Source organism: Sphingomonas sanguinis, assembly GCF_001476905.1.
Taxonomy (GTDB): domain Bacteria; phylum Pseudomonadota; class Alphaproteobacteria; order Sphingomonadales; family Sphingomonadaceae; genus Sphingomonas; species Sphingomonas sanguinis_B.
Genome location: NZ_LDTE01000124.1, coordinates 1 through 15906 on the forward strand (window position 1 = coordinate 1; position 15906 = coordinate 15906).

Sequence of the window (15906 nt, forward strand, 5' to 3'; positions counted from 1 at the left end):
GCTATAGCGTTGGGTCGGTCGCGGCGGGATATGGCGGCGGCTATGCGCCCGGCTATTATGGCGGGGGCTATGGTTACGCGCCGTCCTAGTTTGGATGGTACGACAATTTCTATTATCCGGGCACCGGCGTCTATGTCTACGACCGGTATCGTCGGCCTTATCGCTGGAACGACGGTCAGCGCGCCTATTGGGAAGGGCGGCGCGGGGCGTGGAGCGGCGGGCCGATTCGCGACCAGTGGCGCGGATGGGGCCGGGGCGGCTGGCGGGGCGAGGTGCCCGGCGGCTGGCGAGGCAATGGGGCGGTCAGGCCAGCCCCACCACCTCCGCCACGGGCCGAGGGCTGGCGCGGCGGCAATCGCGGGACGCCCGGCGGCTGGCGTGGCGGCCGACCGGGCGGACGCGGACGGCGCTGATCAGGCGCCGCGGGTGCGGATCATGACCGTGGGACGCATGGTCATGACCGCCACATCGTCCTGATTGAGGACCGTCCAGCGACTGGTCACGAAACCCATCTCCGGGCGGCTGGCCGACTGCCGCGTTTCCAGCACCTCGGTCTCGCAATGCAGCGTATCGCCCGGATAGACGGGCTTCAGCCAGCGAAGTTCGTCCACGCCGGGCGAGCCGAGGCTCTGGAAGCCGGTCTCGCGGAAATGCGCGACGATCATCGCCATCGCCATCGACGCGGTATGCCATCCGCTGGCCGACAGCCGCCCGAAATGGGTTGCCGCCGCCGCTTCTTCGGACAGGTGGAACGGTTGCGGATCATAGGCCTTGGCGAAGGCCAGCACCTCCTCCCGCTCGACCCGGTACGATCCGAAACGCGCCACGTCGCCGACCGCGATATCTTCCAGACAGGTCATCCTCTCATCCTTATCGTTTGAAGGTGCGGCGGAACGGCGCATCATTGCCGTCCAGTCCCTGTCCCGGCGGCAGGCCGATCAGGTCGCGGATCAGCGGGGCGATATCGACATTGTCGAACGGCGTCAGCGTCACACCCGATCGGAAAGCCGGGCCATTGGCGATGAACAGCGCCGCCATGCTCGGGTCCTGATTGTCATAGCCGTGGGTGCCGCCTCGGAACGGCTTCTTGGGCGGCTCGGCGCTGATCGTCCACCCCGCCTGGGCTAGGCAGAAATAGGGAGCGATGCGGGGATTGCGCCCATAATGGAAGCGCGCCGGGATATCCTGCCGGCGCCAGCAGTCGAGATGGTCGCGGTGGCCGAGCAGGCGCGCCTCCAGCGCGGCCTCATGCCCCGGCTTGGCGCGGATCATCGCGAAGGGGCCGTCCTCAGACAGCTCGTAATCGGCTGGGTCCAGGAACTGGTCGAGCACGATCATCCGGTCGCTCGACGTGGCGGCCATGCCATGGTCGGCGACGATGATCAGATTGGCGGGCTGGTGCAGCGAGTCCAGCCCTGCGACCAGTCGCCCGATCGCCTGGTCGACCGCCTTGAGCGCGTTGTTCACCTCCACCGAGTCCGGTCCGCCCTTATGGCCGGCCCCGTCGACCTCGTCGAAATAGAGGGTCAGGAAGCGCGGCCGGGTCGCGGCCGGACGGCGCAGCCAATCGATGATCGTATCGACGCGCTGGCGATCGTTTACATTCGCGTTGAACTGCTGCCAGTCATGCGGACGTGTACCGCCAGTGGACGCGCCATGCTCCTCTTCGTCCTGCGCGGTTGCGCCCCAGGCGATGTTGGAGCCGGGCCAGAACATGGTGGCGGTCGGGATGCCCGCCCGCTCGGCGGTGACCCAGACCGGCTCGGCCTCGTCCCACCAATAGGGCTGATCGGAAGACATGGTGAACTTCTCCCCCGGATGCGCGGGGTCGGTGAAGCTGTTGGCGACGATGCCATGCCGGTCCGGCACGACGCCGGTCACCAGGGTCCAGTGATTGGGAAAGGTCTTGGACGGGAAGGACGGGCGCATCGATGCGCTGACGCCCCCGGCGGCCAGCCGCGACAGGTTCGGTGTCAGCCCGCGCTTGAGATACGGGGCCCAGAAGCCATCGATCGACACCAGGATGGTGACCGGTGCCCGCTCTTCCAGCGGCGCGACCGTCGCCGCCGCCTGGGCGGGAGCGGGCGCGGTGACCGGCGAGAGGGCGGGGGGCGTGTGAGGATAGGCGCAACCCGCCAGCAGGGCGAGCGCAAGAGCCGTTAGGGGGAGTCGGATCACGGGCAGCGGTTCCTTTCGAAACCGCCCGATAGCGCCGACTCATGACAGTGGCGAGAGCGCCGATGAGAGTCCGTCGTCCGCGTGATGCGGGTCAGTCGACCGGAAAAAAGCGCCGGATTTCAGGGGCGGCGTTGCGCAGCAGCAGGCGCAGGCGCTCGGCGGCGTCCCGGGGATGATCGCCCGGCAGGCCTGCCATCGCCCATTCGCCGAATTCGGGCGAATCGATCATGCGGTCGTCCAGGACGACGATGTCGGTGTGACGCGGGTCCTTCGCAATCCGCTCATACACCTCGCCGACGCTGTCCGCAGGACCTTCGAGCAGTTGGCGATACTGGCCGTCGCCGATCCACAAGATGCCCGAAATCCCGTCCATGCCGTTGTTCCGGCGCGAGGTTGCCAGGATCGCCTGATGATCGGCGCGCCCATCCGCGCCGACCGAGCGGCTGCTATAGATGATGCGACGATAAGAGCTAACATGGATCATGGCGCCAGGCGTATCGATCCGCTTTCGCCGTGCAAAGAGGGAATGTGCCGGTCGGTAGGACCGAACCGGCACAAATCGGGTCAGACGTTGAAGCGGAATAGCATCACGTCGCCGTCCTGCACGACATACTCCTTGCCCTCCGCGCGCAGCTTGCCCGCATCGCGGGCACCGGCTTCGCCCTTGAAGGCGATATAATCGGGGTAGGCGATGGTTTCGGCACGGATGAAGCCGCGCTCGAAATCGCTATGGATCTCGCCTGCGGCGTTGGGTGCTTTCGCGCCGCGATGGACGGTCCAGGCGCGCGCTTCCTTCGGTCCGACGGTGAAGAAGGTGAGCAGGTCGAGCAGCGCATAACCGGCGCGGATCACGCGGGCGAGGCCGGTTTCCGACAGGCCCAGCTCGGACAGGAACTCGCCGCGATCCTCGGCGGGCATGGTCGCGATCTCGGCCTCGATCGCCGCTGATACGACGACGGCCTGTGCACCCTCGGCGGCGGCCTTCTCGAACACGCGTGCCGAATGGGCGTTGCCGTTCGCCGCGTTCGATTCCTCGACATTGCAGACATAGAGGACGGGCTTGGCGGTCAGCAGCTGTGCCTGGGAAAAGACGCGGGCTTCCTCCTCGTCCTTGGGCACGGTAAGCCGTGCGGGCTTGCCGTCGCGCAGCAACTCCAGCGTCTGGCCCAGCACCGAGGCAGCGATCTTGGCCTCCTTGTCGCCCTGCTGGCCCTTCTTGATGAAGGCGGGGACGCGCTTTTCCAGGCTTTCCAGGTCGGACAGCATCAGCTCGGTCTCGACCGTCTCGGCATCGGCGATCGGATCGACCTTGCCCTCGACGTGAGTCACGTCGCCGTCCTCGAAGCAGCGCAGGACGTGGACGATCGCGTCCACCTCACGGATATTGCCCAGGAACTGATTGCCCAGCCCTTCGCCCTTGGACGCGCCGCGCACCAGCCCGGCGATGTCGACAAAGGCCAGCTGCGTCTCGATGATCTTGGCCGAGCCCGCCACTTCGGCCAGCTGGTACAGGCGCGGATCGGGGACCGCGACGTTGCCGACATTGGGCTCGATCGTGCAGAACGGATAATTGGCGGCCTGCGCCGCCGCCGTTTCGGTCAGCGCGTTGAAGAGGGTGGACTTGCCGACATTCGGCAGGCCGACGATGCCGCAGCGGAAACCCATGCGTCGCTTATCCTGTGGATCAAGGGGAAAGCGCCCCTCTAGCGGCGATGACGATATTTCTCAACCGATGGCGGCGCGTCGGCCTATGGCGTCAGGCGACCCCGACCATCATCGCGGCGGCCCAGCCGAGCAACAGCAGGCCGAGCGCGCTGGAAAAGCCCATCAGGACCAGGCCCATATAATGGAGCATCGGCGGATTGGCCCGCTGCGCCTTCTTGTTCCGGCCAAGACCCGACAGGACGAAGCTCGCCAACATGCCAAAGGTGAAGACACAAAATTCGACCATGGGGTGTAACGTCCGATCCTGGATGGGCTGCGATCCCTGTCTCCCTAGCCTAAACAGGTTAATCACTCGATATCGGCGCGACGAAGCGCCCCTAATCATCGACGGAGCGTTGGAACTTTTCGGCTCGTCGCGGGTATGCGGCGCGTCGTCGTGACCGTTTCTATCGATAGTTGAAGCTGACGCTGATCCGCTCGCCCTTGGCGCCATTGGGCACGACCTCGTGCCGCAACCAGCTCTCCCAGAGCAGCACGGTGCCCGGCCCGGGCGTGGCGGTGGCGAAGGTCGCCAGATCGTCGGGTGCATCGGGGCGGCGCGGCGGCGCGGCCATCAGCATCGGCAGGCGCGGGTCCTCCAGCTTCAATGCGCCCGACCCCTCGGGCATCGCGACATAGAGCGTGCCGGATACGACCGAATGCGGGTGGATATGCGCCGAATGATGCCCGCCCGGCTTCAGGACATTGACCCACAGGCTGTCGAGCTTCAGCTTGCGCCCGCCCAGATCGAAGGCGCATTCCTCGGCGAAGCGCGCGACATGGCGGTCGAGCTTCTTGCGCAGGTCGGCAAAGACCGGATCGCGGATCGGCAGGTCGTTGAGCGAGGCGTAGCTGGTATAGCCGCGATAGCCATGCTCCTTACTCCAGCGCCGCCCGGCGCGATCGTCCTCGGCCAGCGCCCGGCAGCTCTGTTCGATCTCCTCGAGCAGGTCGGCATCGTCGAGCCGGCCTTCGTAGAGGAGCGAGGCGAAGAGACGGCGGACGCTCATGCCGCCTCTCCCAGCCGTAGCGCGACATCGTTGACGAAGCGCACGTCATCGCCTTCCGCCAGCCAATGCGCCTCCGCCGCCACCGCGCCGAGCAGGTCGGACAGCGGATCGATCTCCGCCTTGGCGTAATTGCCCAGAACATAGCCGGTCACCCGGTCCTTATGCCCCGGATGGCCAATGCCCAACCGGATGCGGCGGAAATCGGGGCCCAGATGCTGGTCGATCGAACGCAGGCCGTTATGCCCGGCGGTGCCGCCGCCGGTCTTCACCTTGACCCGGAACGGCGCGATGTCGAGTTCGTCGTGGAAGACGGTCAGCGCCTCGACCCCCAGCTTGTAGAAGCGCAGCGCATCGCCGACGCTCCGGCCGCTCTCGTTCATGAAGGTCGCGGGTTTGAGCAGCAGAATCTTCTGCCCGCCGATCCGCCCTTCCTGGGTCCAGCCCTGGAACTGCTTCTTGACGGGGCCGAAATCGTGCACCTCGGCGATGGCGTCCATCGCCATGAAGCCGACATTGTGGCGGTGCATCGCATATTGCGGCCCCGGATTGCCCAGCCCGGTCCAGACCTGCATGTGGTATTCCTCGTTCGCGTGATGGGGCAGGGCCCTAGCACCCCGGCGCGCGGCATTCCAATGTCGGCGAGCCGCAGCCCGGCAAATCCGCCCTCAAATCAGCCCTTGCGCCCGCAGGCTCACATGCCCCGATGTCCCGATGATCAGGTGGTCGTGCACCGTGATGCCCAGCCGCTTGCCCGCCTCTGCGATGGCGCGGGTCACGTCGATATCGGCGCGGCTGGGCGAGGGGTCGCCGCTGGGATGGTTGTGGACCAGGATGACCGCCGCCGATCCGAACTCCAGCGCGCGGCGGATCACTTCGCGGACATAGACCGGGGCCTGGTCGATCGAGCCCTGACCCATCAGCTCGTCCTGGATCAGCATGTTGCGTGTGTTGAGGTGCAGCACCCGGAACCGCTCCACCCCGTGATGCGCCATGTCGGCATGGAGATAGTCGAGCAGCGCCTGCCAGTTGGACAGGACCGGGCGCTTCGCCGCCTCCGCCTGGACCAGCCGGAGCGCGCAGGCGTGCGCGATCTTCAGCGTCGCCGCCGCCGTCTCACCCACCCCGTCGACACGCTGCAGCGCGACGGGATCGGCGGTCAGCACCCCGCCGATATCGTGGAATTCGCGCAGCAAGGCCTTGGCGATCGGTTTGGTATCGCGCCGGGGAATGGCGGTGGTCAGCAAATATTCGAGCAGTTCATGGTCGAGCAATCCGCCGCCCGCCAGTAATCGCTCCCGCAGGCGCCCGCGATGCCCGCTATGATCGGCCTGCTGGTCGCTGATGTCGCGCATCGTGCCCCTTTCCCCCTTGCGAGGGCAGCATAGGGCAGGCGGCGGGAACTGTCGCCGGGGCTCGTGCGATTGCGTGGCGCGTCGGCCCAAGGCTATGACGCTGGGGAAGGACGGGAGAAGAACGATCGGGGTCGAAGGCGCGAACGAGGAAGCCGAAACGCGCAAGAGCCCCGTCAGGCGGTTCCGGCGGCTTCAGCGAATCCTGATCGCGGTCGCGCTGATCCTGCTGGTCGCCCTTGTCGCGCTGTGGATCGATCGCAAGTCGCTGGCCGGCGGGGCGATCGACCGCGAACTGGCGCGGCGCGGCGTGCCCGCCCGCTATACGATCAGCGATCTGGGGTTCGGTCGACAGCGGCTGACCAACGTCGTGATCGGCGATCCACGCCAGCCCGATCTGGTCGCCGACTGGCTGGAGACGCGCACGCGCATCGGCCTGTCGGGCCCGATGGTGACCGGCGTGCGCGCGGGCAAGGTTCGCCTGCATGGGCGGCTGATCGAAGGACAGATCAGCCTGGGCGCCCTCGACAAACTGATGGGCCCATCCTCGGGCAAGCCCTTTGCGCTGCCCGCGCTCGACGTGGATGTTCGCGATGGCGGCATCCGGCTGGAGACGCCGCATGGCGTGGTCGGGCTGAGCCTGACCGGGCGGGGCGTGCTGAGCGACGGGTTCAGCGGGCGGCTCGGGGTAGTGGCGCCGCGGCTCGCCATCGGGAATTGCGTCATGACCGGGCTCGCCGCGCCGCTCCGGGTGCGTGTGGTGCGCGAGCGGCCGAGTCTGAGCGGGCCGGTGCGGCTCGCGGGTCTGCGTTGCGGCGCGGTGACCGCCCGCGACCTGGCGGCGCGGGTCGACGTCACCCTGCAGCCCGCGCTCGACCAGTGGCGCGGACAGGCCGTGCTGGAGGGCGGCGCGCTGCGTCATCCGGTTGCGGCGACGGCGGCGCTGAGCGGGCGACTCGATTTTACCGGCAATGCGGCGGCGACCAGCGGACGGCTTGACCTGACCGCGCGGGGTGTGACGACCCGGCAGTGGCGCGCCGATCGCGTCGGGATCGCGGGGCGCTATCTGGTCGGGCAGGCGATGCGCTTCGACGGGCATGTCCGCATGGGCGGCGCGCAGGTCGCGCCCGCGATACTCGCCCAGGTGAACGGTTGGAGCCGGGCAACCGCGGGTACGCCGGTGGGGCCCGTGGCGGACGCCGTGCTGCGGGCGGTGGAGCGGAGCGGGCGCGGTTTTGCCGCCGACCTGAAGCTGGCGCTCGACCGGGAAACCGGCGCGCGCGGTCAGGGGCTCTCCATCCGTGTGCCCAGCCTGACGCTGGCGTCGAACAGCGGCGGCCGGGTCGCGCTCGGCGGCGGCGATGGCCTGATCTACGATTCGCGCGGGATCAGGGTCGATACCGCGCTGGCGATGGGCGGCGGTGGCCTGCCCGCGATTCGCGCCACCCTGAAACAGGCGGGCCCGCGCGAACCGATGCGCGGCACGGCGACGATGGCGCGCTATGCCGCCGGTGGCGCGGCGCTGGCGCTGGATCGCGTCGTCTTTTCAGCGGCGGGCAATGGCACGACCGAGGTGACCACCCGGCTGTCGCTGTCCGGGCCGATCAGCGGCGGGCGAATCGACGGGCTGGTCCTGCCCATCGCCGCACGCTGGGACGGCGGTCGGCGGCTGGCGATCAATCCCACCTGCCAGCCGCTGGCGATCGACCGGCTGGCGCTGTCGGGACTTCGGCTGGCGCGGGTGGCGGTGCGGGCCTGTCCGCTGGACGGCGCGCTGGTCCGGCTCGACGGTATGCGGATCGGCGGCGGCGTGCAGCTGGGCGCGACGAGCTTGACGGGCATGATCGGCAGCAGCCCGTTGCGGCTGTCGGCGGGGACGACCCGCTTCGCGCTGGCCGATCGCAGCTTTGCCCTGACCGAGGTGAAGAGCCTGATCGGCCGCCCCGAGTCGCCGACCCGGATCGACGCGGCCACGCTGACCGGCCGAGTCACCTCGCAAGGGATCGCGGGGCAGTTCACCGGCGGCGCAGGGCAGGTGGGGCAGGTGCCCCTGTTGCTGGGCGAAGCGGCGGGGGACTGGCGGCTCGCCGGGGGCGTGTTGAACCTGACCGGCGCGCTTCAGGTGCGCGACGCCCGCGCCGATTCGCCACGGTTCCTGCCGATGGCGGCGCGCGACGTCACGCTGACGCTGGCGGGCAGCCGGATCGATGCCAAGGGCACCCTGTTCGAGCCGACAAAGAATGTGAAGGTGGCGGATGTCACCATCACCCATGCGCTCGACAAGGGCGCGGGCGATGCCGATCTGAGCGTGCCGGGCATCACCTTCACCAAGGAGTTCCAGCCCGAACTGCTCACCCCGGTGACCAAGGGCGTGATCGAGGATGTGCGCGGGCCGATTTCGGGCACGGGGCGGATCGTCTGGGATGCCAGCGGCGTGCGCTCGACCGGGCAATTCGGCACCGAGGGGATCGATCTTGCCGCCGCGCTCGGTCCGGTCAGCGGCATTGCCGGGACGATTCATTTCACCGACCTGCTGGCGCTGGAAAGCGCGCCCGGACAGGTGGCGACCGTCAAGACGATCAATCCGGGCATCCAGGTGACGAACGGCGTCATCCGCTACCAGACCTTGTCCGGCGCGCGGGTGAAGGTGGAAAGCGGACGCTGGCCGTTCGCGGGCGGCCAGCTGACGCTCGACCCCACGCTCCTAGACTTTTCGCAGCCGGTCGAGCGGCGCATGACCTTCCATGTCGAGGGGGCCGCCGCCGACCAGTTCCTGCTCCAGTTCGACTTCCAGAATCTGAACGCCACCGGTGTCTTCGACGGAACCCTGCCGATGATCTTCGACGAACGCGGCGGGCGGATCGAGGGCGGGCGGCTGGTCGTGCGGCAGGGCGGTGGCAGCATCGCCTATCTGGGGGAACTGAGTCAGAAGGATCTCGGTATCTGGGGCAATCTGGCGTTCGGGGCGCTGCGTTCGCTCAATTATCGCAGCTTGCGCATCGACATGAACGGACCGCTGGCGGGCGAGATGGTCACCGATGTCCGCTTTGCCGGGATCAGTCAGGGCAAGGGCGCCAAGTCGAACTTCCTGATCCGGCGGCTGCAGAAGCTGCACTTCATCTTCAATGTGCGGATCAAGGCGCCCTTCCGCGGCCTGCTCGACTCGGCGCAGTCCTTCTACGACCCGCGCCGCCTGATCCAGCGTAACCTGCCCGCGTTGCTCGAGGAGCAGAACAAGCGCGCCGCCCCGCCCGCCAACACGCCCGTCAAACCCGCCACCACTCCTATTCAGCCTGCCGCAAGCGAGACCGTGCCATGACCGTAACAGGATTGAAAATGCTGGTAAGGATGCCGATCTTGGATGCGACACGATGGATGCCGGTCGCGCTGACCCTGATGAGCGGAGGATGCGTCAACATCTCCGCGCCGGAAAAGCCGATCGAGATCAATCTGAACATCAATGTGACGCAGGAAGTGGTATATCGCCTGGATGGCGAGGCCAAATCGCTGATCCAGCAGAATCCGGGGATATTCTGATGAAGACGAAGACGATCATCCTGACGCTGGGGGCGGTGGCGCTGCTGGGCGTGTCGGGCATGGCGATGGCGCAGCGCGATCCGGCCTATGCGGCGGCGCGCGCCGAGGGTCTGGTGGGTGAGCAGCCCGACGGCTATCTGGGCATTGTCGGTGCCGCGACCCCTGCGCTGCGCACGCTGGTCAACAGCATCAACATCCAGCGCAAGGCCGCCTATACGCAGAAGGCGCAGGCGAGTGGTGCAACGGTGGAGCAGATGGCCTTTACCAGCGGCTGCAACCTGATCGCGCAGACCGCGAGCGGCGAGAAGTACAAGACGCCCGAAGGCGTATGGAAGACCCGCACCGGCGCCGCACCGGAGCGTGCCTCGGCCTGCGTGTAATCCCTCTTCCTCCCCTCCCGCAGGCGGGAGGGGCTGGGGGAGGGGAGTCCGGTCGCGATCGAATGCGCGGTGTGAGGAGTGGGCTAAGCTCCGGCGACCAACAGGCAGTATCACTCGCGGAAAGCGCCAGCCCTCCCCCGACCCCTCCCGCCTGCGGGAGGGGAGAAGAATAGGAGATAGGGACGCCATCCTGTCACTCCCCGGACACAACCCTTAACACATCTGTCACAACCTGACCCCCAAGCGGTTGACTTGGGAAGACACGCTTTCTAAACGGGCCTCGCCTTGGCGGGGTCGCTCGCCGTTCGCGCGCATTCTCCCCTTCGGTGACGAAATCAGGTGAGGGTGGCTGCGTGGCGGAGAAGGAACCCGGACAGGACTTTGGCGATGCGGACGATCCGCGTCTGGCCGCGCTGGATCAGCGATTGGCTCAGGCGAAAGCGGAAGGCGCAGCGCGGCAGGGGGTGAAGGTGGACGCCGACAGGGGTTATTCCCAGGGCAGCCGCGTGATCTCCGCGCTGATCGGAAGTCTTGTCGGCAGTGCGTTGATCGGCTGGCTCTTCGACCGCTGGTTCGGCACCGCACCCTGGGCCCTGATCGTGATGCTGTTCCTGGGGATCGGTGTGGCGTTCAGGCAGATCATTCGGATTTCTGGTGAGCGCCCGGAGTAACCGGGCGTTCGTCATATGTGGGAACGAAGCAGCGTGGCGGCAGAATCGGGCGGCAAGATTGATCCGATGCACCAGTTCCTGATCGAGCCGGTGCTCGGTCAGCACTGGGTGGTCGGCGGCTACGACCTTTCCTTCACCAATTCCGCTCTGTGGATGGTGGCGACGCTGGTCGCGCTGTGGGTGTTCATGATCGGCGGCATGAAGCGCGATCTGGTCCCCGGGCGCTGGCAGGCGGCGGTCGAGGGCTTTACCGGTTTCGTGAATTCGATGCTGACCTCGAATATCGGGCCGGAAGGCAAGCGCTTCCTGCCCTACGTCTTCTCGCTGTTCATGTTCATCCTGTTCGCCAACGTGCTGGGCCTGCTGCCCTTCGGCGTGATCAAGGGTGTCCACCCCTTCACCGTGACCAGCCATGTGACCGTGACCGGCGTGCTCGCGCTGATCTCGTTCGCGATCGTGCTGATCGTCGGCTTCGGCCGCCACGGCTTCCACTTCTTCGCGCTGTTCGTGCCGCACGGCACGCCCAAGCTGATGATTCCGCTGATCTTCGTCGTCGAGCTGATGAGCTTCCTGGTGCGCCCCTTCTCGCTGGGTCTGCGACTGTTCGTCGCGATGACCGCGGGGCACATCCTGCTGAAGGTGCTCGCCGCCTTCGTCATCAACGGCATCAACATGGGCCCCGGCTATGCCGCGCTCATCACCCTGCCGAGCTTCCTGCTGATGATCGGCATCACGCTTCTCGAACTGCTGGTCGCCGCGATCCAGGCCTATGTCTTCGCGCTGCTGACCTCGGTCTATCTGAACGACGCCGTCAACCTGCACTGATCCGGTACGGCCAGATCGGGCAGGCGGGCGCGCCGCCGACTTGAATACCCAAACGACCCTTTTTGAACTGGAGTGATTGAAATGGACGCAGAAGCCGCGAAGCTGATCGGTGCCGGTCTGGCCGCTATCGGCATGGGCATCGCCTCGCTCGGCGTGGGCAACGTGTTCGCCAAGTTCCTCGAAGGCGCGCTGCGCAATCCGGGCGCGGCGGACAGCCAGCAGGGCCGCCTCTTCATCGGTTTCGCCGGTGCCGAGCTTCTGGGCCTGCTCGCCTTCGTGACGATGATCATCCTGGTGTTCGTCGCCTAATCATTCGGATCGGCCGGGCGTGTCGCTGACGATGCGCCCGGTTGATATGGCAACGAGGACTCCATGCCCCAGATAGCACAGATCAGTGCGACCTATGCGTCGCAGATCTTCTGGCTCCTGATCACGTTCGGCCTGCTGTATTTTGTGGTCGGTCGTGGGATGGTGCCCAAGATTCAGGCGACCGTCGACGCTCGCGAAGGCCGTATCGCCGGCGATCTGGCGGCGGCGGAGGCCGCACGTGCCGAGGCCGATCGGGTCGAGGCGGCATGGCGCTCCGAAATGGACGCCGCCCGTGTCGCCGCGATGGCCGAAACCAACGCTGCCAAGGCGCGGGCCACCCACGCCTTCGAGGCGCAGGTCAAGGCGGCGGATGCCGACCTGGCCGAACGCCTGGGTCATCATGACCTGGCGATCGCCAATGCCAAGGTCGAGGCCATGGCCAATCTTCAGACCGTGGCGGCCGAGGCCGCACGCGATCTCGTCGCCAAGCTGTCCGGCGTCCAGGTGGGCGAGGATGCTGCGGCGGATGCGGTGCGAAAGGTGAGCGCGCATGGCTAATCATTCCGCAAACGGCGCTGCGGCCAGTGCCGATGCGCTGGTCGCGCAGAACCTGGCCGACGCCGCGTCGGCCGAGGGCATGACGCAGAAGCCGATTCGCGAAGGTGATGGCCTGACCGGTAACACGGTCGCCGCCGCCGAAGCCGAGCATCACGCCGCCAGCCCGACCGCACTGGGTTTCGATTCGACCGGCTGGGTGGCGCTCGCCGCTCTGGTCGTGCTGATCGGCATGCTGGTGAAGAAGGTTCCGTCGATGATCGGTCGTTCACTCGACCAGAAGATTGCCGGTATCCGCGCCCAGCTCGACGAAGCCAACAAGCTGCGTCAAGAAGCCGAAGCGCTGAAGGCCGAATATGAGGCCAAGGCGAAGGCCGCCCATGCCGATGCCGAGGCGATGCGCGCCCAGGCCCAGCATGAAGCGGGTCAGCTGCTCAGCAAGGCCAAGGCCGATGCCGAGGCGCTGATGGAGCGTCGCGCCAAGATGGCCGAGGACAAGATCGCTGCCGCCGAGCGTGCTGCGCTGGCCGAGGTTCGTGCCCGTGCCGCCGAGGCTGCCGCCAAGGCCGCCGGTCTGCTGATCGCCGAGCATCATTCGGCCGATGCGGACCGCGCGATGATCGACCGCACCATTTCGGGGCTCGGTCGCCCGAACTGATCGGCCTTAGGGGCGGAGACAGGACCGCGCTTCGGGTTGGCCCGAGGCGCGGTTCGGTCGTTTCTGGGTTCTCCCCGAGCTTGACTTGGGGAGGGGGACTTCCGGGCAAAGCTCGGCGGTGGAGGGGGCGAACCCCACAACAAATATCCCCGTCACGAGCGGGGCCGCATCGCCGTCTCTTTCGGGTTTCCGGCGACGATGCCCATATCGCCGAGCCCGTGACAAAGGAGACGCTCCGATGGCATGGGTCATTCTGGGCATTGCCGTGATTACCGAGATTTGCTGGGCGCTCAGCCTGAAATGGGCGGCGACCGTCGCCACCTGGCAGGCATCGAGCGTGCCGATCATCCTCAGCTTCGTGAATATGGGCCTGCTCGCGCTCGCCATGCGCGGGCTTCCGGCGGGCACGGCCTATGCGGTGTGGACCGGGCTCGGCGCGGTCGGCGTGGTGATCGGCGGGGCCATCGTCTTCGGTGACAAGATCGCGCCGATCCAGGCGGGCTTCATGGTCCTGACCGTGATCGGCGTGATGGGCACGAAGCTGTTTGCGCAGGGCTAAGCTCAATTCCTCCCCTGCAAGGGGAGGTGGCAGCCCGAAGGGCTGACGGAGGGGTATCACCTTCAGCGGTTACACCCCTCCACCAGCTTCGCTGGTCCCCCTCCCCTTGCAGGGGAGGAATTATCCCTGCGTCCTCTGCGCGCGAAAAACCTTCGCGTCCTCGCGACTTCGCGTGAACCAAAGCCGTCGCGCAGGGTAGCGATCCGCCCCCCGCGACCCTAAATCGCACCCAATGTCCGAGCCTCCCGTCGACCGCTTCAACGAAGAGAAATCCACCTTCACCCTGCGCGGGGCCGATGCGCCCGATCTGAAGGCGGGGGTGGCGGCGATCCGCAACGTGCTGGCGACGCTGCCGCTGCGGCCCGGCGTCTACCGGATGCAGGATGCGCGCGGCGACGTCCTCTATATCGGCAAGGCGCGCGCGCTGAAGAACCGCGTCGCCAACTACACCCAGGTCGATCGCCTGCCCAAGCGGCTCCAGCGGATGGTGTCGCAGACCCGGTCGATGACCATCGTCACGACCAACAACGAGGCCGAGGCGCTGCTGCTCGAAGCGCAGCTCATCAAGCGCTACCGCCCGGCGTTCAACGTCCTGCTGCGCGACGACAAGAGTTTTCCCTTCATTCTGCTGCGCAACGACCATGACTTTCCGCGCATCCAGAAGCATCGCGGCGCCAGGCGCGCGGTCGGCAATTATTACGGCCCCTTCGCCAGCGCGGGCAGCGTCAACAACACGCTGAACGCGCTGCAAAAGCTGTTCCTGCTCCGCTCCTGCACCGACAGCTTCTTCAAGGGGCGCGACCGGCCGTGCCTGCTCTATCAGATCAAGCGCTGCTCGGCGCCCTGCGTCGGCCGAATCGACGAGGCCGCCTATGCCGAGCTGGTCGCCGATGCGAAGAACTTCCTCGGCGGCAAGTCGACCCAGGTCCAGGCCAAGCTCGGCGCGCAGATGCAGGCCGCCGCCGAAGCGATGGACTTCGAACTGGCCGCGATCCTGCGCGATCGGTTGAAGGCGCTGACCTTCATCCAGGGGACGCAGGCGATCAATGCGGAAGGGGTGGGTGACGCCGACATCTTCGCGCTGGCCAATCGCGAGGGGGTGATGGGCATCCAGGCCTTTTTCATTCGCGGCGGCCAGAATTGGGGGCATCGCAGCTTTTTCCCCGCGCACACCAACGACGTGCCCGAGGAGGAGGTGCTGACCAGCTTCCTCACCCAATTCTACGAGGAAGTGCCGCCCGCCAAGACCATCCTGCTCGACCGCGACCTACCCGAAGGCGAGCTTCTGACCGAGGCGCTGGGCGAGCGGGCCGGGTATAAGGTACAGCTCACCGTGCCGCAGCGCGGCGACCGCCGCCGCCTGCTCGACCAGGCCAAGCGCAACGCGGTCGAGGCGCTCGACCGGCGGCTGGCCGAGTCGACCACCCAGGCCAAGCTGCTGCGCGAGGTCGCCGATTTCTTCGACCTGTCCGAACCGCCGCAGCGGATCGAGGTGTACGACAACAGCCATATCCAGGGCACCAACGCGCTCGGCGCGATGGTCGTGGCGGGGCCCGAGGGTTTCCAGAAGGGCCAGTATCGCAAGTTCAACATCAAGGGGAACGAGGCGGCGACCAACGACGATTTCGGCATGATGCGCGAAGTCTTCCGCCGCCGCTTCGCCCGCCAGTTGGAGGAGAATCCGGATCGCGACGACGCGACCTGGCCCGACCTGGTGCTCATCGACGGCGGGCGCGGCCAGCTCAATGCGGCCAAGGCGGTGCTGGAGGATCTGGGCATCGAGGATGTCTGCCTGGTCGGCGTCGCCAAGGGCCCGCATCACGGCCGCGAAGGGCGCGAAGTCTTTCACATGATGGACGGCAGCGAACGGATGCTCCCGGTCAACGCGCCGCTGCTCTTCTACCTCCAGCGGCTACGCGACGAGGTCCACCGCTTTGTGATCGGCGCCCACCGCGACAAGCGCGCCAAGGCCATGGGCGCGAGCCCGCTCGACGAAGTGCCCGGCATCGGCCCGGCGCGGAAGAAGGCGCTGTTGATGCACTTCGGCACGGGGCGGGCGGTGCGCAATGCCAGCCTGGAGGATTTGCAGAAGGCGCCTGGGGTCAGCCAGGCGGTCGCGCAACAGGTGTACGACTTTTATCATAGCCGGTGAGGGCGCGCCTGCTACTGAA

General features: G+C 66.9%; 18 protein-coding genes. 10 read left to right on the top strand and 8 right to left on the bottom strand.

All coding sequences use genetic code 11. From position 1 onward, the window contains the following. Positions 1-413: 413 nt before the first annotated feature. The 8 genes from SB4_RS16465 to radC form a co-directional block, all read right to left on the bottom strand. Positions 414-860 (bottom strand): MaoC family dehydratase, encoded by a 447-nt coding sequence (locus SB4_RS16465; protein WP_058753446.1) that lies wholly within the window; start codon positions 858-860, stop codon positions 414-416. Between the two features lie 10 nt (positions 861-870). After that, on the bottom strand, positions 871-2178 hold the full coding sequence (locus tag SB4_RS16470) for an alkaline phosphatase family protein (RefSeq protein ID WP_058753447.1): 1308 nt from the start codon (positions 2176-2178) through the stop codon (positions 871-873). 91 nt (positions 2179-2269) lie between these two features. Further along, positions 2270-2662, bottom strand: a complete 393-nt coding sequence (locus SB4_RS16475; protein WP_058753448.1) for a BLUF domain-containing protein — start codon at positions 2660-2662, stop codon at positions 2270-2272. 80 nt (positions 2663-2742) lie between these two features. Then, positions 2743-3843, bottom strand: coding sequence for a redox-regulated ATPase YchF (gene ychF / locus SB4_RS16480; RefSeq protein WP_042484256.1), 1101 nt, complete (start codon positions 3841-3843; stop codon positions 2743-2745). Between the two features lie 91 nt (positions 3844-3934). Next, positions 3935-4129, bottom strand: coding sequence for a hypothetical protein (locus tag SB4_RS16485; RefSeq protein WP_058715837.1), 195 nt, complete (start codon positions 4127-4129; stop codon positions 3935-3937). Between the two features lie 160 nt (positions 4130-4289). After that, positions 4290-4892 (bottom strand): TIGR02466 family protein, encoded by a 603-nt coding sequence (locus tag SB4_RS16490; protein ID WP_058753449.1) that lies wholly within the window; start codon positions 4890-4892, stop codon positions 4290-4292. After that, entirely contained in the window at positions 4889-5464 is a 576-nt protein-coding gene (gene pth, locus SB4_RS16495; protein ID WP_058733782.1) for an aminoacyl-tRNA hydrolase, read from the bottom strand. The genes SB4_RS16490 and pth overlap by 4 nt, the downstream gene beginning before the upstream one ends. Before the next feature lie 93 nt (positions 5465-5557). Further along, the gene (gene radC / locus SB4_RS16500) at positions 5558-6244 is read right to left on the bottom strand and encodes a RadC family protein (RefSeq protein WP_058753450.1); all 687 of its coding nucleotides are present in this window, start codon (positions 6242-6244) and stop codon (positions 5558-5560) included. Between the two features lie 94 nt (positions 6245-6338). Here radC and SB4_RS16505 point away from each other — a divergent pair, with 94 nt between their 5' ends. The 10 genes from SB4_RS16505 to uvrC all read left to right on the top strand — a co-directional run bounded on the left by SB4_RS16505 (position 6339) and on the right by uvrC (position 15887). After that, the gene (locus SB4_RS16505; protein WP_082670252.1) at positions 6339-9560 is read left to right on the top strand and encodes an intermembrane phospholipid transport YdbH family protein; all 3222 of its coding nucleotides are present in this window, start codon (positions 6339-6341) and stop codon (positions 9558-9560) included. Positions 9561-9598: 38 nt separating this feature from the next. Continuing rightward, positions 9599-9778, top strand: a complete 180-nt coding sequence (locus SB4_RS16510) for a YnbE family lipoprotein (RefSeq protein WP_241488661.1) — start codon at positions 9599-9601, stop codon at positions 9776-9778. Beyond that, positions 9778-10158, top strand: a complete 381-nt coding sequence (locus tag SB4_RS16515; RefSeq protein ID WP_058753451.1) for a YdbL family probable chaperone protein — start codon at positions 9778-9780, stop codon at positions 10156-10158. The genes SB4_RS16510 and SB4_RS16515 overlap by 1 nt, the downstream gene beginning before the upstream one ends. Before the next feature lie 353 nt (positions 10159-10511). Next, on the top strand, positions 10512-10829 hold the full coding sequence (locus SB4_RS16520) for an AtpZ/AtpI family protein (protein WP_058716412.1): 318 nt from the start codon (positions 10512-10514) through the stop codon (positions 10827-10829). Positions 10830-10862: 33 nt separating this feature from the next. Continuing rightward, positions 10863-11654, top strand: coding sequence for a F0F1 ATP synthase subunit A (locus tag SB4_RS16525; RefSeq protein ID WP_058753484.1), 792 nt, complete (start codon positions 10863-10865; stop codon positions 11652-11654). Positions 11655-11735: 81 nt separating this feature from the next. After that, positions 11736-11963: a F0F1 ATP synthase subunit C gene (locus tag SB4_RS16530; RefSeq protein WP_007406947.1), complete on the top strand. Its 228-nt coding sequence runs from the start codon at positions 11736-11738 to the stop codon at positions 11961-11963. Positions 11964-12026: 63 nt separating this feature from the next. Next, positions 12027-12521 (top strand): F0F1 ATP synthase subunit B family protein, encoded by a 495-nt coding sequence (locus tag SB4_RS16535; RefSeq protein WP_058753452.1) that lies wholly within the window; start codon positions 12027-12029, stop codon positions 12519-12521. Further along, entirely contained in the window at positions 12514-13176 is a 663-nt protein-coding gene (locus SB4_RS16540; RefSeq protein WP_058753453.1) for a F0F1 ATP synthase subunit B family protein, read from the top strand. The genes SB4_RS16535 and SB4_RS16540 overlap by 8 nt, the downstream gene beginning before the upstream one ends. Before the next feature lie 238 nt (positions 13177-13414). Continuing rightward, positions 13415-13735, top strand: a complete 321-nt coding sequence (locus SB4_RS16545; protein ID WP_042484285.1) for a DMT family transporter — start codon at positions 13415-13417, stop codon at positions 13733-13735. A gap of 232 nt (positions 13736-13967) precedes the next feature. After that, the gene (gene uvrC, locus SB4_RS16550) at positions 13968-15887 is read left to right on the top strand and encodes an excinuclease ABC subunit UvrC (protein ID WP_058753454.1); all 1920 of its coding nucleotides are present in this window, start codon (positions 13968-13970) and stop codon (positions 15885-15887) included. Positions 15888-15906: the final 19 nt, after the last annotated feature.